This window comes from Parafilimonas sp., from assembly GCF_051953455.1.
Lineage (GTDB): Bacteria > Bacteroidota > Bacteroidia > Chitinophagales > Chitinophagaceae > Parafilimonas.
On sequence record NZ_JBQCIT010000025.1, the window covers coordinates 1 to 23,513 of the forward strand.

Annotated in this window: 15 protein-coding genes and 1 pseudogene; 9 read left to right on the forward strand and 7 right to left on the reverse strand. The window is 41.2% G+C overall.

Translation table 11 applies throughout. The features are described 5' to 3' along the window. A pseudogene (locus ACTHN6_RS09450) lies at nt 1-660 on the forward strand (trigger factor); the annotation flags it as partial. Nucleotides 661-827: 167 nt separating this feature from the next. On the opposite strand, the gene ACTHN6_RS09455 reads toward ACTHN6_RS09450, so the two are convergent. The 3 genes from ACTHN6_RS09455 to ACTHN6_RS09465 all read right to left on the reverse strand — a co-directional run bounded on the left by ACTHN6_RS09455 (nt 828) and on the right by ACTHN6_RS09465 (nt 3,845). Then, complete coding sequence (locus ACTHN6_RS09455) at nt 828-1,124, reverse strand: TlpA family protein disulfide reductase (RefSeq protein WP_440435509.1); 297 nt, start codon at nt 1,122-1,124, stop codon at nt 828-830. Beyond that, the gene (locus tag ACTHN6_RS09460; protein ID WP_440435510.1) at nt 1,102-1,647 is read right to left on the reverse strand and encodes a hypothetical protein; all 546 of its coding nucleotides are present in this window, start codon (nt 1,645-1,647) and stop codon (nt 1,102-1,104) included. Before ACTHN6_RS09460 ends, ACTHN6_RS09455 begins: the two co-directional genes overlap by 23 nt. Nucleotides 1,648-2,057: 410 nt before the next feature. Then, nucleotides 2,058-3,845 carry an AMP-dependent synthetase/ligase gene (locus tag ACTHN6_RS09465; RefSeq protein ID WP_440435511.1) on the reverse strand — a complete coding sequence of 596 codons (1,788 nt, stop codon included), beginning with the start codon at nt 3,843-3,845 and terminating at the stop codon, nt 2,058-2,060. 248 nt (nt 3,846-4,093) lie between these two features. On the opposite strand from ACTHN6_RS09465, the gene ACTHN6_RS09470 reads away from it, so the two are divergent. The 3 genes from ACTHN6_RS09470 (at nt 4,094) to ACTHN6_RS09480 (ending at nt 9,794) form a co-directional block, all read left to right on the forward strand. Further along, on the forward strand, nt 4,094-5,413 hold the full coding sequence (locus ACTHN6_RS09470) for a TolC family protein (RefSeq protein WP_440435512.1): 1,320 nt from the start codon (nt 4,094-4,096) through the stop codon (nt 5,411-5,413). Nucleotides 5,414-5,415: 2 nt separating this feature from the next. Then, nucleotides 5,416-6,540, forward strand: a complete 1,125-nt coding sequence (locus tag ACTHN6_RS09475) for an efflux RND transporter periplasmic adaptor subunit (protein WP_440435514.1) — start codon at nt 5,416-5,418, stop codon at nt 6,538-6,540. 95 nt (nt 6,541-6,635) lie between these two features. Beyond that, a complete protein-coding gene (locus ACTHN6_RS09480; RefSeq protein ID WP_440435515.1) occupies nt 6,636-9,794 on the forward strand; it encodes an efflux RND transporter permease subunit in 3,159 nt (1,052 codons plus the stop codon). Between the two features lie 136 nt (nt 9,795-9,930). Here the strand turns inward: ACTHN6_RS09480 and ACTHN6_RS09485 are convergent, their stop codons facing one another. Further along, complete coding sequence (locus ACTHN6_RS09485; RefSeq protein WP_245751349.1) at nt 9,931-10,704, reverse strand: XRE family transcriptional regulator; 774 nt, start codon at nt 10,702-10,704, stop codon at nt 9,931-9,933. A 117-nt stretch (nt 10,705-10,821) separates the two neighbouring features. Further along, nucleotides 10,822-11,172: a single-stranded DNA-binding protein gene (locus ACTHN6_RS09490; protein WP_440435516.1), complete on the reverse strand. Its 351-nt coding sequence runs from the start codon at nt 11,170-11,172 to the stop codon at nt 10,822-10,824. Between the two features lie 182 nt (nt 11,173-11,354). Between ACTHN6_RS09490 and ACTHN6_RS09495 the strand changes: the two genes are divergently transcribed. From ACTHN6_RS09495 to ACTHN6_RS09510, 4 genes are all read left to right on the forward strand, one after another. Continuing rightward, the gene (locus tag ACTHN6_RS09495) at nt 11,355-11,720 is read left to right on the forward strand and encodes a hypothetical protein (RefSeq protein ID WP_440435517.1); all 366 of its coding nucleotides are present in this window, start codon (nt 11,355-11,357) and stop codon (nt 11,718-11,720) included. A gap of 276 nt (nt 11,721-11,996) precedes the next feature. Then, the gene (locus ACTHN6_RS09500) at nt 11,997-13,796 is read left to right on the forward strand and encodes a thiamine pyrophosphate-binding protein (protein ID WP_440435518.1); all 1,800 of its coding nucleotides are present in this window, start codon (nt 11,997-11,999) and stop codon (nt 13,794-13,796) included. Between the two features lie 20 nt (nt 13,797-13,816). Next, on the forward strand, nt 13,817-15,502 hold the full coding sequence (locus ACTHN6_RS09505; RefSeq protein ID WP_440435519.1) for a flavin monoamine oxidase family protein: 1,686 nt from the start codon (nt 13,817-13,819) through the stop codon (nt 15,500-15,502). Further along, a complete protein-coding gene (locus tag ACTHN6_RS09510) occupies nt 15,499-16,506 on the forward strand; it encodes a 3-oxoacyl-[acyl-carrier-protein] synthase III C-terminal domain-containing protein (RefSeq protein ID WP_440435520.1) in 1,008 nt (335 codons plus the stop codon). Before ACTHN6_RS09505 ends, ACTHN6_RS09510 begins: the two co-directional genes overlap by 4 nt. Before the next feature lie 5 nt (nt 16,507-16,511). Here the strand turns inward: ACTHN6_RS09510 and ACTHN6_RS09515 are convergent, their stop codons facing one another. Then, a complete protein-coding gene (locus ACTHN6_RS09515) occupies nt 16,512-20,459 on the reverse strand; it encodes an AAA family ATPase (protein ID WP_440435521.1) in 3,948 nt (1,315 codons plus the stop codon). 244 nt (nt 20,460-20,703) lie between these two features. After that, a complete protein-coding gene (locus tag ACTHN6_RS09520) occupies nt 20,704-23,025 on the reverse strand; it encodes an FUSC family membrane protein (RefSeq protein WP_440435522.1) in 2,322 nt (773 codons plus the stop codon). Between ACTHN6_RS09520 and panD the strand changes: the two genes are divergently transcribed. Next, nucleotides 23,024-23,368: an aspartate 1-decarboxylase gene (gene panD / locus ACTHN6_RS09525; protein ID WP_440435523.1), complete on the forward strand. Its 345-nt coding sequence runs from the start codon at nt 23,024-23,026 to the stop codon at nt 23,366-23,368. The genes ACTHN6_RS09520 and panD overlap by 2 nt on opposite strands. Nucleotides 23,369-23,513: the final 145 nt, after the last annotated feature.

Sequence of the window (23,513 nt, forward strand, 5' to 3'; positions counted from 1 at the left end):
CTTGATAAAGCTGATGCTGCGGCTGCGGAAAAATTCTTCAACCTTACGATTACTAAAATTGGTTTTGTAGAAAAGGCTGAATTGAATGAAGAGTTCTTCAAAGGCATTTACCCGGAGGGAAATGTAACCAACGAAGAAGAATTCCGCAATGCTGTAAAAGCAGACATCCAGAAATATTACGATGCCCAAAGCAGTAACCAGTTACAGGACCAGCTATATCACCATTTGATTGATCATGTGCAGGTTGAATTTCCTGAGAATTTCCTGAAGCGCTGGCTGGAAGTAGGTTCTGAGAAAGCAAAAACGCCTGATGAAGCCGAAAAAGAATTGCCTTCATTTTTAAACCAGCTTAAATGGACATTGATCAGCAGCAAGCTAATTAATGAGAATGCCATAACGGTTGAACGCGATGAGGTTAAAGATTATGCCATAAGGCAGATAAGCAGTTATATGCAGGGGCAGAGCCTGGGTGATATGCCCTGGCTGGATGAATATGCCAACCGCATGCTGAACGATCAGAAATTTGTAGAGGAAACGTATATGCGCCTTCAAACAGAAAAACTGTTTAAGCTCCTGGAAGAAAAAGCCAGTAAAACTGAAGAACCGATTTCGCTGGAAGAATTTGAGAAAAAGGTGCATGACCACCACCATCATCATTAAAAATATTTTTAGAATTAAAAATCCCCCAGATACAGCTTAAGTATTAGGGGATTTTTTTTATGTATGAATATTTATTATAACAGATTATCTCATCTCCAAAAAACTAATCCGGCAAATATCAATTTGCTCTATAAGTAGGCTTGTCAAATATGAAGCTAGATTATACTTTATAAATTTTTGTTTAGCATTTCTAATATTTCTTTTTCATTTTGGGGTGTTATACCCGTGCCCCTATAAATGATAATCCCTTCTTTATTTATCAGGATAGTTGTTGGAATCGCAGTTACCCCAAATAAATTCGTTATTGCGTCATTTTCATCCCAAATATTTCTCCACTTAATGTTTTTATTTGTAACCGTGTTTTGCAATCCTTTAAAACTTAAATCACGGTTTATGCCAATGATTTCAAGCTTGTTTTCGGAGTAATCATTCCGTAATTTTTTAATAAAAGGTAAAGCTTCCATACAAGGCCCGCACCATGTGGCCCGAAAAATCAAGCAGCACATACTTTCCTTTATAATTGTTCATATCTATAATAGAACCAAATATGTCTTTACCGGTAAAAAGTGGGGCGAATTTGTTTTTTAGATAAGGATGAATTAGCCCGTCTAAATAACTAACAATATACTTACCTCCGGGGCTATTAATATATTTATCCGGGAAAACAGATTCAGCTGTTTCCAACAAATATTTTAAAAAAGCAGAATCGTTTCCAAGCAAGGCAATGGAAGGAGGAATTACGTGGTTGGTAAAATACCAGAAGGAAAAATAATCTTCCGAATAATTTTTTAAAAAAGAAACTGTCCGTTCAGTAAAAGCCTTGTAGGTTTGAGCAAATACATTTTGAAGCGAATCATTGTCATAACGGCCATAACCATTCTTGCTAAAAAAATCATCCACAGCCCGTGCTTCTTTTCTCCTGTACACCAATAATTTCCCAAATAACTTATTGGAACTAGTGTCAAAAACAGGTCTAACATTTTCCATGTTTTTGTATTTTAATTCACCTGTATCATAATAAAACGAGATGCTTGCAGGGCTTTCATTAATAAGGTAAGTATTTGAATATAGGGTATGCCCATCATGATTATACCTTATTTGAAAAGAAGGATATTCTGAAAAAAAATTTTCTTTAAACGCTAACTGACTATTGAAAAAAGTATCGGTAGCAAAAATTTCTTTTACGCCATTGAAATAAACAAAAGATACTTCCTGTGGAACGATTGTAGAATCCAGAATAATTTTTAAGTAGAACGTTTTTTGTGAGTAGCATTTTTGGCTGAAAACTATCGTTGCTAGTAAAAATATTAAACAAACTTTCATGAAAAAAAGATGCACTAAATATGAGGGTTTATTAAGTGTTTTCATCTTATTTTAAAATTTGACAATACGGTGTATCAGCCATAAATCCCATCAATCACCTTCTTAAATTTTTCCAGCACCACTTTTCTTTTCAGGCTCATTTTGGGCGTCATTTCGCCGGTTTCGAGGCTCCACTCGGCGGGCAGCAATTCAAACTTTTTAATTTGCTCCACATGGTTGAATTGCTGGTTCAGTTCTTCCACAACCGTTTCATATTTCTTTAATACTTCAGCATTTTTTACCGTATCGGCATTAGAGGTGAAAGGAATATTATGCAATTCCATCCACGTTTTTAAATAAGCAAAGGCAGGAACAATCAAAGCGCTTACAAATTTTTTGCCTTCACCTATCACCATTATCTGTTCAATAAAAGGGCTGCCTTTAAATACATTTTCAAGCGCCTGCGGTGCCACATATTTGCCGCCGCTTGTTTTAAAGATTTCTTTTTTGCGGTCAGTTATTTTCAGGAATTTATTATCTACCCAGGTCCCGATATCGCCGGTATGCAGCCATCCGTCGATCACAGTATCGGCTGTAAGGTCGGGGCGTTTGTAATATCCCTTCATTACAGTAGGCCCCTTTACGCAAATTTCACCATCTTCAGCAAGTTTTACTTCAATGCCTTCAATTGCAGGCCCAACAGTTCCTATAAGCGAATCTGCCGGCGAACTCCACCGGTTTACAGCAATAACAGGGCTGTTTTCCGTGGGGCCGTATCCTTCATACACGGGTATTTTTGCGGCATTAAAAATGCGCAGCAGTTTTACCTGACAGGCAGCACCGCCGGTAATAATGAATTTGATATTGCCTCCCAATGCTTCACGCCATTTGCTTAACACAAGTTTATTGGCAATGGCCAGCTTAAATTTATAGAATGGAGAATCAGCTGCGGGTGTTGCATATTGTTCGGCAAGGTTTACACTCCAGAAAAACAATTGCTTTTTAATGCCGGTTAGCTGGCGGCCGGTTGTCATAATCCGTTCGAAAACTTTTTCCAGCAACCGCGGCACCGTTGTAAAACCATCGGGTTTAATTTCTTTTAAATTGGCGCCGATGGTATCAAGGCTTTCGGCATAATAAATGCCATTGCCGCTGAACAAATAAATGTAGCTAACACATTTTTCAAAAATATGATTCAGGGGTAAAAAGCTCAGCACCTTGTATTGTGGCGCATCAATAAACGGGAAGCTTTGCTTGCTGAAAATTGCATTGGTATAAATATTTTTATGCGTGAGCATTACGCCTTTTGGCGTACCGGTAGTGCCTGATGTATAAATTATTGTTGTTAGGTTTTCGGGCGAAATGGTTTGCTTAAGTTCTTCCAATCTGGCGCGGGACGCATCTGTAGCCAACGCTGAAATGGCGGTCCATTTTTCAACGCCTTCAATATCATCAAAGCTGTAAATTTTTTGCAAGGATGGAACATTGGGTTTAATGCTGTTGATTTTATCATACAATTCTTTACTGCTTACAAACATATATTTAACCAATGCATCATTCAGTATAAATTGTATTTCGTTTATGCCGGTTGTTGGGTACAAAGGCACCAGTACTGCACCGGTTTGTTGTACGGCCAGATCTGTAAATATCCATTCGGGGCGGTTATTGCTTATTATACCTATTTTATCAGTGCCTTCATCACTGTAATCATTGCCGCCAATGCCCAGTTCAATGAGGCCGGCACTGAATTCATCAACAATATTTTTTACTTCCTGCGTGCTGTAAGTTTTCCATTGTCCATTCTCTTTGGCAGCAAGCATATCCTGTTTGGGAAAATGTTGTAACTGGTGGCCGATGCAATCGAACAAGCGTTTTATTTCCATTCTCAATCGTTGAAAAATAAAAATACAACTTTTGGCCGTTGGAAACAGGGCAAGGCATTTTAATTATGGATGGATGAAAATGCCGGTTTGAAATGCGGTAACCTGCTCGCTGTTAAATAATTATAACATTTTCGCCATTCAAAAAAATTTAAACAGTTGTTTAAATCCATTTCCTATTTTTGCGCCTTATTTTAATTTTCGTTTTATGCTTTTCGGTATAAAACCAAGTTTTACAAAGGGATGGAGTTATGATCAAGCAACCGGTAATAATTTTATTGGCTTTATATTTCTTTGTTAACCCCACGCAGGCACAACAAACACAGGACTCAACTTTAACGGCAGCAACATTAAATGAATGCGTGCAATATGCTTTAGCGCATCAGCCACGCATACAGCAGTCGTTAATTGATGAGCAGATAGTTGATGCCAATATAAAAACAAAACTGTCGGAGTGGTATCCGCAGCTTAACCTTGATTATTCGCTGCAGCATTATTTTAAAACCCCGGTTTCTGTAATAAATGGCACGCCGGTTTCTACTGCACCCAAAAATTTTTCAACGGCTTATTTTTCTGCAACACAGAATATTTTTAACAGGGATGTTTTGCTGGCCAGCCAAACTGCAAAGCATGTACGCACAGAAGCTTCGCAACTTACCACAAACAATAAAATTTATTTGACGCTGAATGTAAGCAAAGCCTTTTATGATGTATTGCTTTCGCAGCAGCAGATTGATTTGGTTGACCAGGATATAGCGCGTTTAAGCAGGAGTGTAAGAGATGCTTATAATCAATATAAAGCAGGCGTAGTTGATAAAACAGATTATAAGCGGGCGCAAATTTTACTCAACAATGCGCAGGCGGAAAAAAAGCAATATGCTGAAGCTGTTAAGGCGAAATTTTCAGTTTTAAAACTGCTGATGGGCTACCCGCAAAACAATGGTTTTTCGCTGGTGTATGACAGTGTTCAGTTAAAGAATGAAATTTTTATCGATACGCTTCAGCAGGTAAATTATGAAACCCGCATCGAGTATCAAATATTAAAAACGGAACAAAGCCTTCTGCAGTCAAACCTCAAATATTATAAATGGGGTTTTATACCTAACATTTCTGCATACGGCAATTATAATTTCTATTATGCCAACAATGATTTTTCCAAATTATATAAGAACGATTTTCCATCTTCTTTTGTAGGCATTTCCTTAGGCTTTCCTATTTTCCAGGGCTTTAAACGTACATCGCAAATACGTAGCGCTCAACTAACGCTCGACAGGCTGCAATATAATTTTCAGTCGCTTCGGGATTCTATTCAATCAGAATATACTCAAACGCTGGCAGCCTATAAGTCTGTTTTAAACGATTACAATGTGCAGCGCGAAAACCTTGACCTTGCAAACGATGTTTATAATACGATCAACCTGCAATACAAGGCAGGGGTAAAAACCTATCTCGAAGTAATTGTGGCGGAAAGCGATCTGCGGGCGGCGCAGGTTAATTACCTGAATGCATTGTATGAAGTGTTGAGCAGCAAACTTGATGTACAAAAAGCACTGGGCATTTTAACTTATTAAGTATGAAACAAGCAGCACAATTTTTAGTTTTTTCGACGATGATGGCAGTTGCAGTTGCCTGCGGCTCAAAGCAAAATAATCAGCCGCCACAGGCTGCGCCGCCTGTATCTGTAAATATTGATACCGTGCAGCAGGCGCCGGCACTTTATTACGATCAATATCCCGCCACCATAAATGCTTTGAACCAGGTTGATATTCATGCACAGGTGAGCGGTTATATAACCGGCATTTATTTTAAAGACGGGCAGCACGTAACCAAAGGCCAGCGGCTTTATTCCATAGACCAGCAGAAATATGCCGGCGATTATAACCAGGCTATTGCTAATTTGAATGTATCAAAGGCAAACCTGGTTAAAGCACAGAAAAACGCCGACCGTTATCTTGAGCTTGATAAAAACGACGCCATTGCAAAACAAACTGTTGATAATGCCTTGGCCGATTTAGAAGCAGCAAAAATGTCTGTAGAAGCTGCAAAGGCAAGCGCCGCTGCCGTTGAAACCAATCTTCGCTATTCAAATATTTATGCGCCGTTCAGCGGCGTAATTGGCATTTCCCAGGTTAAACTGGGTTCTGCTGTTTCGCCGGGCACCACTGTATTAAATACTATTTCAGCAGAAAATTCACTGGCTGTGGATTTTGCTGTGGATGAAAAAGCAATTCCCCGCTTTGTAAAACTGCAGCAAGAGGGCGGCGCTGTTGCGGATTCCATTTTTACCATTGCACTGCCCGATGGCAGCATTTACGATAAGCCGGGCAAGATTGTATTGCTCGACCGCGCCGTTGACCCGCAAACAGGCACCATCCGGGCCAGGCTTGAATTTACCAATCCGGAGGGTGTGTTAAAACCGGGTATGACGTGCAATGTGCGCATTAAAAGCTTTAACAAAAGTGCCATTCTTATACCCACAAAAGCCATTACAGAGCAAATGGGAGAATATTTTGTTTACGTGGTGGGTGACAGTAATAAAGCGCTTCAGACAAAGATTGTTCCCGGCATGCAAATAATGGAAAAGACCGTTGTAAAAGATGGATTAAAAGCAGGTGAAAAGATTATAACGGATGGCGTGCAGAAAGTGAGAAGCGGTTCTGTTGTAAAACCGGCACCTGATTCGGCACAGGCTCATTAAGCTTAACAGGATTATGCAGTACAAGTGATGCGACGCAACCGTGCTTAACCGGCGTACTGCAGCCGGTAACCAAATAATTATTAAGAAGATTAGAAATGATTGCAGATACTTTTATAAAGAGGCCTGTAACGGCAATAGTTATTTCAATTGTGATTGTGTTGGTGGGTTTGCTGGCAATACTGAATTTGCCGGTAAGCCAGTACCCTGAAATTACGCCGCCACAGGTGCAGATAACAGGAAGTTTTACCGGGGCTGATGCGCAAACCGTGGAGCAAACGGTAACCACACCCATAGAATCGCAGGTGAATGGTTCGCCGGGCATGACGTACATGCAAAGCAACAGTACCAGCGATGGCCGCACAACCATTAATGCGTATTTTGACCTGAAAACCGATCCGAACATCGCCACGCTCGATGTGCAGAACCGGGTGAGCATTGCCTCTCCACGCCTGCCGGATGAAGTAAAACAGTTGGGCATAACCGTTCGTAAACGCAATCCAAGCATCCTCATGCTGGTGGCTATGTATTCTCCCCAGAGTACTCACAGCGTGCCCTTTGTTGACAACTATACTAATATTTACATCAGGGATGCCTTATTGCGTGTGCCGGGTGTGGGTGATATTTTTACCCGCGCTGATGATTTCAGCATGCGTATATGGCTACAGCCTGATAAAATGGGGCAGCTTGGTTTAACGGCATCTGATATTACCAATGCCTTAAGGTCACAAAACGTTCAGATTGCCGCCGGCTCGGTAGGTGCGCCACCGCAGCAGGGCAGCCAGGCTTTTGAATACACGGTACTTACCAACAGCCGCTTAAGCACAGAGGAAGAATTTAGAAATGTTATTATAAGAACAAACCCTTCAACCGGTGCTATTACTTATTTAAAAGATGTGGCAAGGGTGCAACTGGGTAAATTCAGCTATACCAGTAATTCTTTTGTTGATGGAAAAAAGGCTTCTTATCTGCTGATTTACCAGGCGCCGGGCAGCAATGCCCTTGATGTGGCCGAAGGTATTACCAAACAGATGGAAGTATTGAAAAAGTCTTTTCCACATGACATAGATTATGTGGTTCCGTTTGAATCCGTATCTGTGGTGAAGGTTTCCATTGACGAAGTGGCGAAGACCTTGTTAGAAGCGTTGGCGCTGGTAACCCTGGTTGTGTTTTTATTTCTGCAGAACTGGAGGGCAACTTTAATTCCCGTGCTTGCCATACCGGTTTCTATTATCGGTACATTCATATTCTTTATTCCGCTCGGATTTACAGTTAATACACTCACCATGTTTGGCTTTGTGCTGGCTATTGGTATTGTGGTGGATGATGCTATTGTGGTGGTGGAAGCAGTGCAGCATTATATTGATTCGGAAAAAATATCCGCCAAAGATGCCACGGCCAAAGCGATGCGGGATATATCGGGGCCTGTTGTGGCAATAGCATTAATATTGGCTGCCGTGTTTGTGCCGGTAGGCTTTATACCGGGAATTGTAGGCCGGTTGTACCAGCAGTTCGCGATCACCATTGCTATTTCTGTATTGATATCGGCATTTGTGGCTTTATCACTTACACCTGCCTTGTGTTCAATAATGCTAAAACCCGAGCATCGGAAAGGCTCCTCCCGCAACTGGTTAAACAGGTTTTTTTATAGTTTCAATAACTGGTTTCAGCGAACAACTTATAAATATTCAAACGGCGTACTAAAATCAATCAAGTATTCACGTTATGTAGTTATAATATTGGTTTGTATTGCAGTTGGCACTGTGTTGCTTTTCAAATCAAAACCCACAGGGTTTTTACCACAGGAAGATGAAGGCCGCCTATACATTACTTACGAATTACCGGAAGCTTCTTCTACGGCCCGCAGCCTGGAAACATTGCAGAAGATGATGGATATTGTTGGCTCTACGCCCGGTGTTGCCCACTTTGCAGCTTTGGGCGGCTTGAACGTAGTAACCTTTTCCAGCAAGAGCAACAGCGGCACCATCTTCACCCAGCTAAAACCTTGGGATACAAGAAAAGATAAGGCGGAACAGTTAAGCGGTATCATTGCATCGCTGCAAAAACAATTTGCCGGAATTAAGGAAGCGAATGTTGTTGTAATACCACCGCCGGCCATACCTGGCCTGGGCCAAACAGGCGGATTTACCTTTGAATTGCAGCAACAGGAAAGCACAGACAGCATCAAGCAATTTGAACAGGTGGTGCAATCTTTTGTAGGTGCCTTGAACCAGCGGCCTGAAATAAGCCGTGCATTTAGCTTTTTCACGGCTAAAACACCTGGTTACCAGGTTAAGGTTGACCGGGAAAAATGTGAAAAAATGGGGATAAACATTTCAGATGTTTACAATACACTTTCCACTTTTTTAGGCAGCAGTTATATAAACGACTTTACCATCTATGGCAGAAATTTCCGTGTAATGGCGCAGGCCGACAGTACGTACCGGGAAAACATCCAGAACCTTAATACCTATTATGTGCGTAACCAACAGGGTACCATGGTGCCTTTAAGCACACTAATCTCTTATACCACGGTTGAAAACCCGCCGCTGATCTCGCATTTTAATATGTTTAGAACGGCTGAAATAAACGGTAATGCAGCGCCGGGATACAGCAGCGGCGATGCCATTACTGCTTTGCGGGAAACAGCCGATAAAGTTTTGCCGGCCGGCTATGGATATGAGTTTGGCGGTTTATCAAGAGAAGAAGTGAATGCAGGCAGCCAGTCAACTTTGATATTTGCCCTGTCAATTGTATTTGTCTTTCTTTTCCTTGCGGCTTTATATGAAAGCTGGAGCGTACCATTTTCCGTATTGCTGGCAGTGCCGCTCGGTGCCTTTGGCGCTATACTTACACTGAAATTTACACCAAGCCTTTCCAATAATGTGTATGCGCAGATCGGGTTGATAACGCTCATTGGCCTTGCAGCCAAGAATGCCATCCTTATTGTTGAATTTGCCAAAGAACGTGTGGACAATGGAATGGAATTAGTTAAAGCAACCATTGAAGCGGTGCGGTTGCGGTTGCGGCCGATATTAATGACGTCTTTTGCATTTATCCTGGGCGTATTGCCGCTGGCATTGGCTACCGGTGCCGGCGCACAGGCCCGTTCTACAATTGGATTTACAGTATTGGGCGGTATGTTTTTTGCCACCCTACTCGGTATTTTTATAATACCTGTATTATATGTGCTGATTACAAAAGTGGCTTACAGGAAGCGTTTAAAACAAAAGCGGGAAATAAGCTTAAGTGAGTAAATAAAAAATAAGAACAGGCCATAAACGTTACCCTTATTTATTGAAAAAACAAGATTGTATAAAGAAGAAGGCATCCGGCGGGATGCTTTCTTCTTTATTTGTTCAGGAAATTTCTATTCAACAGAATTTTGATGCGCTAATTCATTTTCTTTTTCAGGCTGCTAACCTGTTCCTGCAAATTGTTTACGAGGCCTGCAAGCTGGTTTACATCCCAGCGTTGCTGTGTATTAGCTTTTGTAATTACCATCTGCGCTTTCCAAACCTCAAGAATATCATCGGGATTAACATGGTAAGGCTCGTATTGCGGGTTATCGCTCACAAGTGTGAGCTTGTTTTTATAGCGGTTGTTTTTCATAATACGTTTATATACGATGCCTTCGTTTTTAGAAACAACTATATAAGTATTGTTGGCCCTTATGTCATCCATTGCGGCAACCCTTTCACCCACAATTACGCTGCCGCTTGGCGTGGGCAGCATACTGTCGCCGATTATTTCAAAAGCGCGGTATTCGCCGGGCGCCAGCATAGGCAGCGTGAAAGTGTTGAGTTCATCTATAAATTCCGGGTCGGCATAACCGGCAAGATAACCCGCGGCGGCTTTAACCGGCACAAACTGTATTTCATTAATATCACCTTGCAGCTTTAACTGGCGGCGTTTATCAATATAAGAGCCGCCACCCTTAAGCGCTGTAAGGTCTTTAAGCAGCAATTCATCAAGGCTTAATTTGAAAATACTGCATAAATTTTCCAGTACGTCAAGCCTTGGTTCGGCGCGTTCTTCTTCATACGCGCCCACAAGCGAACGCTTAATTTTCAATTTATGCGCAAACTCTTCCTGCGTCCATCCGCGCAGCTTACGCAAATACTTCAGGTTTTTTCCGGCATAACTCATAGCTAATGCATTTAGCATGCAAAATACTAATTATTTTAGTTTAAAATATTGTTTTGATAAAATTTTCATGTTTATTAAAGAAAAAGCCACGTCGTAATAAAACAGACGCGGCTTACGGGCTTAGTGTTCACAGTATTAAGCTTTTGGCTGTTTCTTTTCGCCAAGCATTAATATTTCGTTTACCTGGACTTCGGTAACATATCGCTTGTTGCCCTCTTTATCGGTATAATTCCGGTTTACAAGCTTTCCTTCCAAAGCAATTTCACTGCCTTTAGATAAAAACTGCTCGGCTATTTCTGCCACTTTTCCCCAGGCGATAACATTATGCCATTGCGTTTCTGTTATCTTTTCACCTTTAGCGCTGCGGTAGGTTTCATCGGTAGCAAGACTAAAACGGGCCATTTTTTTGCCGCTTTCTGTAGTGCGGATTTCAGGTTTATTACCCAGGTTTCCAATAAGCTGAACTTTGTTTTTAAGTGCGTACATAAAATAATTTTTACGGTTTTTAATTTGTTTATTTCAATCAGCGGTGGCGCCTTGCCGGTTGACGATACAAAGATGATGTGGGTTAAAAGCCTTAATCCTATTTTATTCGTTTACTCACGGATGTAACCGTTTGTAAACGTTTGTATGTGTGAAGTGATTATCTTTATAATGAATGATTGTATATGGAAGAACCTAAAACCTGCCTGCATTGCGGTAAAACCATAAGAGGCCGCTCTGATAAAAAATTCTGTGACGATTACTGCCGCAACAATTATAATAACCAGCTAAAAGCCTTGCCTAATAATTATGTACGCAACATTAATAACACACTTGGCAAAAACCGGCGGATATTAGAATCATTCCTTAATGATGCAGGAGAAATGGGCAAAGCCCCCAAACAGCATCTGCTGCAGCAAGGCTTCTCCTTTAAATACATTACACATACATACATAAACAAAAAAGGGAACATTTATTTCTTCTGTTACGATTATGGCTACCTGCCGCTTGATAACGACTGGTATCTTATTGTTCACAGAAAGAAGGAATAATGATACAGGCACTTCTTAGGGGAAATACGCTAACTCTGAAAAACAAATGGTGCCTTCAACCAATTTTTACAACCAAAATCTTTCTAATTAATAATGCTGTACGGGCTTAATCAAAGCGCTGGAAAAAATGTGCTGAAACCTAAAGCTCCCGATACATTATAATTCACCTGCTTATCAAGCTTCAAAAATATTTTTCACCTTAAAGCTTATCATTATTTAAAATAATAATATATTTAGTGTCTTCTTCTCAATCTATACAATTTCAAGTACCGCCTTATGGAAACTAATACCAATGATCTTATTGTAGATAATTTAATTATATACTTCCTGAAACTCGAAGGTGTAAAGTACATTTTCGGCGTACCTGGCGGTGGGTTAGTGAATATATTAAACACTCTAAAAAACAGTATAGACGACTTTACATACATCATTGGCCGGCATGAAACAGGCGCTTCTTACATGGCTGATGGCTATTACCGCGCCACAGGTAACCTGGGCGTGGTAATGGTAACAACGGGACCCGGCGCCACCAATGCACTTACCGGCATAATGAATGCACAGGCAGATGGCTCGGCAGTGTTATTAATTACCGGCGAAATAGACCAGCAGTTTTATGGTAAAGGCTATTTGCAGGAAGGCATTGATGCCACGCTGGATATCAAAGCCATTTATACTGCTGCTACAGGTTACAGCTCTGTTATCACAAGTGGTTCAGATGCCGCTACTATTTTTAAGCAGGCCTTACGAGATGCGCTGGGCATTCCGAGACAGGCCGTTCATTTAAGCCTCCCTGTAAATGTCTCACTTGAGCCGGTTACAAATACATTACTTCCTCATAATACCAATGCTTACAGAACCAACCCTAAAGGCGCACCGCTGGAAGATGTAAAAACAGCTATGGCTGCCTTTCTTGCGGCAAAAAGACCGCTGTTATTACTGGGTAATGGCTGCAGGCAGGCACTTTCCGATGCTACCACTTACAAAAGCCTTCTACAATTTGTAGAAACATACAGCATTCCCGTTATAACCACGGCTGATGGCAAAGGCATTTTTTCTGAATTGCATGATCTTTCCTTTCGTGTATATGGCATTGCCGATTGCATGTGGCCTTATTATTATTTTACCGATAAAGAAACACCGTATGATGGCCTGATGGTAATTGGCTCTTCCCTTGGAGAACTATCTACCAATTCCTGGTCACAAATCCTTGTACCGCAGGTTGAAAATGCGCCTTTAATACAGGTGGATATTAACCAGAAAATAATTGCCCGTTCTTTTGAGGTAACACAAGGTGTTGTGGGTGAAGCAGGCGCATTTATTATTGACCTGGCCAGCTTGATTCCTCAATTTCCGCCAGATGAAGAAGCGGTAACATTAAGAAAACAGGCAATTGCTAAAATAAAAAATACCTATTCGCCTTTTGTAGATCCCGGTTTTGATTATAATTCAAACGCAAGCCCCATAAAACCTGCCGCATTAATGCGGGTGCTTCAATCAGGCCTGCCGCCCGACAGTAAAATTTTTATAGACGCAGGTAATTGTGTGGGTTGGTCGGTTCATTTTCTTGCCATCGAACCACCGGCTTCCATATTCACGGCACTTTCCATGGGGCCGATGGGATTTGCCGTAGGTGCTGTTGTGGGCGCCAAAATAGGCTGTCCGGATGTTATCTGTGTAGGTATTGTTGGAGATGGCGCCATGCTGATGTTTGGCGCAGAAGTATCAACCGCGGCGCATTATAAAGCAGGTGCCATCTGGGTTGTGCTTAACGATAATAACCTCAACATGGTTAGCCAGGGTATGGAGCATTTTTATCCTGATAAAACAAATCCTGGCGTATGGACGGAATTATACGAATTGGGCAACCCTGATATTGCAGGCTTTGCCAGGAGTCTCGGTGCTGAAGCTTATATTGTTAATTCACCGCAAGACCTTGAAAACGTGCTGCCAACTATATTAAGCAGGGCAAATAACGATGGCATACCGCAGGTGATTGTTGCCAATATCGACCGTACTGCTATTCCACCTTATTATAATGCTGAATACATCGTAACTGCATCTTCTCAAAATAATTAATCACTTCTCATTTTAAAAATATGACTACGACTTTACCTGATTATGATATTGCCATAGTTGGTGGCGGAACATCAGGAATTTACACTGCATGGCGCATGCTGCTTGAAGCAGACAGTTCGCCAAAACTTAAGGAATGGAAAGAAAAACGTGGCCGGTTAAAGATTGGCATTTTTGAAAAAAGCAAACGCATTGGCGGAAGAATCCTATCGGCAAAAGCACCCGGCTTACCGGATGTTGTATGCGAGATAGGAGGCATGCGTTTTGTTTCTTCGCAACAACTTGTGCAGGGGCTTGTTCAAAACAAACTTAAACTGCCGGTGCATGAACAAACAGTTGACGATCCGCATAACCTAATCCTGCTTCGGGGTAAATACCTGCGCGAAAACCAGCTTTCAGATCCGGATGTGTTGCCCTACCAGTTCACCGATGAAGAAACGCAATGGCTAAAAAGCGGTAATAATAATGCTGCGAGTAACTTTTTAGGTTATGCCATCGAAAAATTATTGCCTGATATTTTAAAACATATCGGGCCTGGTTTGCGCGATTACCTCGATGCACAAACAATTGATGGCATTCCATTATACAAGCATGGTTTCTGGAATGTTATAGCGCCTTATTTAAGTCACGAAGCTTACAGGATAGCTGTAACTACTGTGGGTTATGATTGCCTCGGTTTTAATACCAACGCAGTTGACGCTATTTGTGAATACTTCGATTTTACGCCGGGCGTAAAATATTACTTGCTGAATGAAGGATATGAATCGGTTTTCTGGATACTTCAAAAGCAATTTGTACAGCACGGCGGCGAAGTAATAATGGAAAAATCCCTCACAAGTTTTGACAGCAACAAATTAGAAGATGGTTCTGATGGCGTATGTCTTCATTTCGAAAAACAAACACAACCCATATCCGCGAGGGCGGTTGTGCTGGCCATGCCCCGCCGAAGCCTTGAACTGCTGGAACAGAAAGGGCCTGTTTTAGATCCACAGCTTGCCCCGCATTTCCAGTTCCTGCTTAATTCGGTTGCACCTATTCATTTATACAAAATGTTTATAGCCTATAACGAACCCTGGTGGGAAAAAGAAGGCGTTGCCATCGGCCGTTCCTTAACGGATATTCCAATCAGGCAATGTTATTATTGGGGAACTGAAGGCAAACAAGAAGGCGCAGATCCTAATAATACAAATGCCATTCTTATGGTATATAATGATGCGTTGAGCTCTGATTTCTGGGGCGGGTTAAGGCATATACCGCTTGGCCCCGGCGATGCAAAACTTGAAGATTCTCCAATGGCTTTTAAACCGAAAACCAATTTGCTTCATACAGCGGCAGCAAAACAAAGCGAATGGGATAACAGGCTTAATGCTAACTGGAAAAAATGTGTTGCGCCCAAAGCAATGGTGAAGGAGATGCACAGGCAGCTAATGATATTGCATAATGTAACCGATGCACCGGAGCCACTTGAAGCAGCATTTGTAGATTGGGGAGATGACCCGTTTGGAGGCGCCGTACATTTCTGGAATCCCGGCTATCAGTCTTCAAAAATATTAAAGGAAATGATACAGCCGGTAGAAGGTTGCCCCTGTTATATCTGCGGCGAAGCCTATTCCACCAATCAAACCTGGGTGGAAGGGGCGCTTCAGACTGCCGAACTTGTTTTAAGAAAATTTGATATTTCCGAACCTGACTGGATTACAAAATCATGAGTACTTTAATTCCCCGCATAACCGGTACAGGATGGTCTGTGCCATCTGCCATACGAAAAAATGAAGATCCCATTTTTGACTGGCTGCGCAAAAATTTGCCTGACCAGGATATGTTTGAAGGATATGATGAACGCCATGTGCTTCAGCCTAACGAAGGATTGATTGATATTATGGTTCCTGCAGCAATTATGGCGCTTGAGAATGCCGGTAAAAAACCCGGCGATATTGATATATTGCTGGGCCTTGGCTCCATCAGCGAATACGTTCAGCCGAATATGCTTACGCAGGTGCATAAAGAATTAGGCTTATCCTCCAATGCCTGGGTAATACCTATAGGAGATGATTATTCCAATTATGCTTCCTGCCTTTTATTGGCCGATGCATTGGTAAGGGCCGGAAAAGCAGCGAATGTTCTTATCTGCATTGGCGGCAACTGGACGAGAAATGTGGATTATCACACGCCCCAGTCAATAAGCGCCGCAGATGGCGCCGGTGCAGCCGTTGTAAGCTTAAGCGATGATGCTTCCAAATGGTTTGTGGCAGATTATTGTACGGTAACCAACAGCGCTAATTATGGAACCATGTTTACAAAGGCGGCGGAATATGCTGTTTCTGATTTGATTGGTTATCCTAAAATATATTCAAATCACTTTTTCCAGATAACAAAAGAAGGTTTAAAAGATTTTGGCACATTCGGTATGCAGCAAGCCATTACAGCCGTGCTTGAACTTTTAAAGAAAAATAATCTCTCAGGCGCTGATATAAGTTTTATGCCTCATCAAACATCACAGGTTTTGGTTGATTACTGGTTAAAGCAGATAGTGCCGCAGCCTGCACAATGTTTGAGCACCATGAAAAAATTTGCTAACGTTACGGTTGCAACACATGCTTTAAACCTTGCCTGGTTCGAAGAAAATAAATCAATACAAAAAGATAACCTCGTGATGCTCGCATTAGGCCCCGACATGCATGCCAATGCGATGCTGTTAAAAAGAAACGCTTAAATGTTTTATACAGCAACCTGCTGTTTTAAGTATTCTATTTTTGCGGCAGCGCCCCAGTTTCCATAAGCTTTAAGGGCACGCTGCAGGCTCCTTTTATAATCAAGGTTATGTTTCTTTTGCATACGCATTAAATGCTCCCAGGCCAATGCACTGTCTTGTATAAATCCTGCTTTGTCTGCATTGGCTGCAGCATCGGCAAACATTTTTTCAGCTACATTAAGCTTATTATCTGCTGCAGCTTTTATAGCCTGTAATAATAATGCTTTGTGTAAAAAATTACCAGGGCAATGTTTCATCCATGCATTAAATTTTTCAATGCTTTTATCAGCAGCATCCATCATGGTATCAGCGTCTTCTTTATTATTCATTGCCATATATAAAGCGGCTATTGCGTAATACTGCTCCAGTTCCATATAACCCGGCTGGCTGAAAAATGCAGGTAATAACGGCAGCGCTTTATTTCCCCATTCAATGGCTTCTGTCCAGTTGCCGGCATGCACATGCAACTTTAGTTTTGAAACATAATAATAAGCCACCTGGTTAAACAAATCGGTTTCGCAAATACTTGCAATATCTTTTTCTTCATCATACTTTTCATCAGTAAGCGATGTGAGCGAACTGGTGAGTCCTTTCAAAGCTTTGGCCACCTGTTCTTCATGTTTAAGATGAAATGCTGCATTTACCACCATTTGATTATTTCTTCCGGCATTATCCACAGCCGTTTTAATAACATCATCAAGCACAACGCCTGCTGTGCTTTTAAGCACAACCGTTAGTGATAAATTAAAGCAGGCATAAGTAATATCGCCTGATTTAAATCCTGCATCGGCGCCCTGCTGCGATTGGGAAATAAGTTTTCTTAATGGCTGCATCCACAAAGCAATAAACCAGCAATGAATAAATGTGACCCTCGCCTGCAATGCAAAACCACTTTTTTTATCAACAGCTATTGCCAGGTTGCTCCATGCAAAAGCAGTTTCAGTATCGCCTGTAATTACTTTATGGATTATGGAATACATGGAATAAACTTCCGCTGCAGCATCGCCGTTTCCATTTTCAAGCGTAAGCAATAAACAGGTTACAGATATAAGCGCGAACAATTCGGGTTGCTGGCATTGATGCGCAAAAGGCGCCAGCTCTAAAAGCATCCTGATAATTGTTTCAATTCTTGTGTTCCGCAGCTTTCGCAGGTTGGTTAAATCTTCAATCTTACGATTGGTCATTAGGGCGCTTATAACATTTAGCTGCCTGCCTGTTTTTTGAGAAACAGCATCCTTATCCCGCTCAATTTCCTGGCCAAGTAAGGCCACACCTTCCAGGCCTATATCAAGCGCCTGTTTAACAAACCCAAGCCTGAACAAACGAATAGCTTCCTTTTCAAGATAAATTGCCGCCTTTTCATTTTCATCTGCATTCATCCAGTGGTGCGCAACCTGAACATAAAAAAGATTAAGATTGGCTGAAAAATTTTTTTCATACCATTCTGCGCATTTGCGATGAAGATGCCGGCGCTGTTCACTCAGCGTCATTTCGTATGCCACCTCTGCAGCAACTGCATTGTTAAAGCTATAACCCTCAAGACTGTCAACTACTTCTTTATGCGTGAACCCGGACTCCATCACTTCATTTAAAAAAGAAGGGACTAATTTCTTTTCCGAAGCAATGGGATATATGCTGTTAATGATTTTTTCAGTGAAACGGAAGCCTGCAACACTGCCTGCTTTCATGGATAATTGCGAGCCCGGGTTAAGGCGGTCTATCTTTCTGCGCAATGCTCCTCTTACCGTTTCCGGCAATGATATTTTTTGCGCCGTTATATTTTTATTAATGCTGCAATTATCATTTTCAATCGTTATTAATTCCTGCGCCCGCAACGAATCAGCGAGCTCAATACAAAAGAAAGGATTGCCTTTTGCGATAGCATGCACGCTGTTAAAAACTTCTTCAGATACACCTGCAACACCTAACCTTTCACAAATAAGTTTTTCTTCTTCTTCTTCCGACAAAGCATTTAACACAATTGTTTTGCATCCTTTATTTTTTAATAATTCTGCTTGTGCTATACCTGCTGTTTTTTGAAAAGCGAGTACAATAAAGCACCGGCGGAGATAATTATTAATAGATTCAATTAGCTGCCATGAATTTTCTTCAAGCCACTGCGCATCATCAATAATAATGATTAGAGGATGCTCTTTCGATTTTTCGTTTAGCAGCTCAAGCAAAAAATTATGGGTTGCTAAAACCCTTTGGCCGCCTGTCATAACCTGCACTTCAATACTGTCCGGTATATTTAAAGGCAATATTGCATTCAGCAGGCAGGCACGGTAACCATATTTTTTTATAAGATGATCTGCTGCATCTTCCTGGTATGCATGTAGATCAAGTATCTTAAAAAAGATTTCGCTTAAAGCGCCGTATGGTGTGTTACGCGAAAGAAAATTACCAGCGGCGGAAACAATATTGATGTCCGGCGCTTCCATTCTGGCTTTAAAATCGTCCAGCAATTTTGACTTGCCCATGCCGCTATCGCCTTCCACAATCAAAGTATTGTAGGAGCCGCCATTTAAAGCGTTTTTAAAAGCGCCTGACAATGCCTCAAGTTCTTTGCCGCGGTTAAAAGAGATATAAACATTTTTACCGGAAGGTTTTTTCACATTATTATCGGGTTCATATAATACTACCTCTTCACGGTGACCTTTTAAGCTGTATAAAACAGGCGGCTTAAAGTTGAGAGATTTGTTGGTTGAGCTATAAGTTAACTTATCACATAAAATTTTGTTTTTCGCTTTTTCTGCATAACGTTCACTGAGGTTTACCACATCGCCAATAACGGTATATTGTCTTAAAAGATCATCACCAATTATGCCGCAGTAAGCCATGCCGGTGCTAACGCCAATATTGTTTTCTATGCCTTCGTTTAAAAACAACTGGTTTATCTTCAATGCAAGGTTCACACCCCTTTCAGGATTATCATTATGTGCGGACGGCGGCGGGCCAAAGCAAATAAGCATGTTTGATTCTTTCTCATCCATCCAAACCTGGTTTAATAAAGCATCATATTCATGCACAAGGTTTTTTACCATGGCAACGGTGGCTAACAGTTTGCTGCGGTTTTCTGAAGAATGCATGCTTTCATTGGGAAGCTTTACAAAAACAATTGTAACCGGTCTTATTTCTGCAATCCATTTAAGGTGATCACTGGTAATTGGAAAAGTGAGGGTTTTTGGAACAAACGCTTTGAGCTTATTAACGGCTTCTGCTGTTAACTGCAATTCCTTTACCTGCGGTATAGAAAATTGCTTTGGAATTTCTTTAAGTATATAAGTATTGTATTCAAGCGGGATGGTTTTTAAATTTTTATCCAGGCATGAAAGCGCTTTTTCAGAAATAAGTATTTCATCAGGCGCTTTATTGCGGGATGATAACGTGAGATCATCGAATACCTGGCCTGAAAAATTAAAGAGCCAGTTGCCGTCAACACCTTCCAGTTCCGTCATTTGCCAGTAGCCTGCAGATATAATGGCATGAAGCGACAGCAGTTCATTACGATCGTTACGGGTGCTTTTTTTATCCAGTATCTCCTGTGCGCAGGCAGCCGCAACGGCAACAAATTTCTCTGCCTCCTCTTTATCACCAGGCCAGGCAGACATCAGCCCGTCTCCTGCAAAAAATAACGGCTGCCCGCCAAACCCGGTTATAATTTTCAGTAAGGATGAATAATGGCTTTGCAGTATCTCTGTAATAATCTCCACACCATGCAACTGGTCTTTCATAAGCTTGTTGCAAAGGCTTGAAAAATCGCAGATATCTATCCATAACAGTGTTGCATAATTTTCAGCGGAAGGCGCTCCAAATTCACGCAGCGGGTTTTCAGCAAACTGCTTTCGTAATATATAGGGTACAAAGCTCACTGAAAGCAAATCAGAAGCAATCGAATCTCTGCTCTTCTTCATTCTCGGCACGATTTAAATTACCAATTATTAAGGGTATGAATTGAAATAGCCAGGCATGCAGTCATAAGCATTTTTTTAACGAATAATACTCTGGTTAGCCGGCAGGAAATAAAGCCACACAATATATAAAATTTAAAGCAATTCCTTGTTGTCATTTTATATATTTAGCTCAATGCACCCTAATTAATCATTACCGTTTTAATGTATATCCTGTTTTATTAAATGAGCCGAAATAATTTAAATTTTATTGCATAATACGCGTTGCAATTTTCACTTCATCTGCAACAATGCTGTCGATCATTTCAAACTCATCCGTTACACTTTTTAGATTGCGCAGCGAAATACGAACATCACTTTGAACATCATATAAACCTTCGTCAATTTCCTGTTGGCGCTGTTGCAATAGTTTCTGCACTTTATTGGTTATAGGTGCATTGCGGTTTGAGACCGTGGTTTTTACCGGCTCTCCGTTTAAGATGCAACTGGTGCGTTTAAATTTTTCGTTTATATTACTTATCAAAGTGTCAAAATCATCAGCTTTCATATCTTTTCCAAACCGGGTTATTAATGAAGACAAGGCCGCTATATGCGCCGTTAAAATATAACCGCTGGCAATAAACTGGTGGTAAAATGAAAGCTTTACATCTCTTCTTTTTTCAGAAAGCATACGCTGAAAATTATCGCTGAGGTTGGCCAGCGCCACAAAAGCCTCTTTGCGTACAGGCGTATAATCTGTTTTAAGCATTTCAGGCGTTTTTAATAAACCGGCTGCTACATTAAAATATTTTTTATTGGCATCAACAAAATGTTTTATGAGGTCTTTTGTTTGCTCATGTTCCCATAAAGGAAAGATCATAAAAGATGCAATGAACGCTATTACACAACCAATAGCAGTATCAATAAGCCTGTCGGTAACAACTACGTTGAAATCAGACTGGTTTAAGAAATGAAAGCTGATGATAACATAAATGGTAATACAGGTGCAGCTTATATAATAGTTAAGTTTCAGCAGGCTGTAAGCTATTACCATGGTACACAGCAGCAGCAGAAAGGCCAGCGTATTGTTATTGACAAAATAAATGAAAGCAAATGATATAATTACGCCCGTTATGGTACCCAGCAAACGTTGCTTATTGCGTGTGCGTGAAATGCTGTAGGCGGGTTTTAATATGGTGGCAATGGTTAATAAAATCCAGTACCCATGACCAAGCGGAAAGAATAATGAAACAAAATAACCTATAAGCATTGCGATGGTTACACGCAGCGCATGCCTGAACTGGCTTGACTTAAGCGATATATTTCCAATAAGCAGCGAGGGTGATATTTCCGTATGTTTCACTTTAAGCTCTGCGCCCGGGTAATCTTTATAAAGCCTTGTGGCAATGGTTTCATAACCTGAAAAATAATGAAGCCTTTTTATTCTTTCGCCCACATCCTGCACGGTAAAACGTATTTGCCGCAGTTTGATAAATAAAGGCAGCGTATTTTTATTAAGCCCTTTTTTTCTTTGCAAAGCAAAAACATCGGAAAGCTTTTTTAGCTGGGCATTAATATCTGTATAAGATTTTGACTGCTCATTAAACTGGATGCCATAGCCAATGCTGTTTAACTCCTGTCCAAAGGCGTGCAGCGAAGTTTCTATTTCCTGTAAAATTTCTGTATTATCAAAAGCTGTATGTATGTCGCTATAATCCTGGTGCAGCGAAATAAGATGTTCAAACAGGTCGGCGCTGTCGAGAAACATCATCATTAATATCCTTCCTTTGGCCGTGGAATCAATCACCATTTCCCTTGTGTTCAGCAGCATTTCCCGCAGGCTGTCCTGCTCCTGTTGTATGGTAATTTGTTTCAGGCTGAGTTTATTATACAGGTATTCATCGTTACGCGTTACTTTAAATAAGCCTGCAAGTGTTTCTACATATTCAGCTATGGAACGCAGGCTTTCGCCCAACTGTATTTGTATATAACGATAGGGCCGCAGGCGATGCAGTAATAAGCTCATCAAAAAATAACACATACCACCGGCCGTAAACATCAACCCGTTAAGCCAGGGGCTGCCAAAACTCGACCGGCTGTCGATATTAAAAATAAAAACCAGGAGGGCAATAAGTCCTACTGAGTTGGCACGGTTGCCATAAACACCTATAAGCGAAAAAAACAATCCAAACAATATTATAAAAATGGTGATAAGCACAGGGTTGTGATGCAGTGAAATGGCAACTACCACCACCAGGAAATTAAGGCAGATGCTCGCCAGTATGGTATTGCGCCGGTGGGCAAACGGCCCAGGGCTGTCGGTTGAACCCACTACCAGTGCGCCCAGCGGAATAGCAGACAGCAGGCCCAGCATATCATATTGATATAAAATAAGGGCAGGAATTATAGCCGCGGCCGTTATGCGGAGGCCCGTAAATAAATATTGGCTTGAAAATATTTTTTTGAAAGTAAGCTGGTAATCCATGCAGTTTGCAAACTTAATAAAGTACCCAAAACGCGGGGTATTAAAGATAGCACTAACAAGCGTTTGGTTAGATAAATTGAAGTTGCGTACATTTGCGCCCTTCATGGAAATAGAAATATTAAAATCGAAAATCCACCGGGCTGTGATTACAGAAGCCAACCTGCAATATGTGGGCAGCTTAACACTGGATGAAGACCTGATGGATGCCGCCAACATCATTGAGAATGAAAAGGTGCAGGTGGTGAATGTGAATAATGGTTCCAGGCTGGAAACCTATATTATTAAAGGTAAACGCGGCAGCGGCACCGTTTGTTTAAACGGCCCGGCGGCCAGGCAGGGTGCTGTAGGTGATGTGGTGATTGTGATTTCCTATGCCAGGATGGAATTTGAAGCAGCCAAAAAATTTAAACCCTGGCTGGTATTTCCGAAGGAAGGGAACAGGTTGTAATTTATTCAACCATACATTACCGGCGACATAACTGCAGCCCGTTTGGCCTGTTTATCTAATCCGTTTTCTCCTCAATAAATTAACTGCTTAAACGGGGGAGCTTATCAAAGCAAAAAAAATTTACAAGTTTTTTTTCAACTTTTAA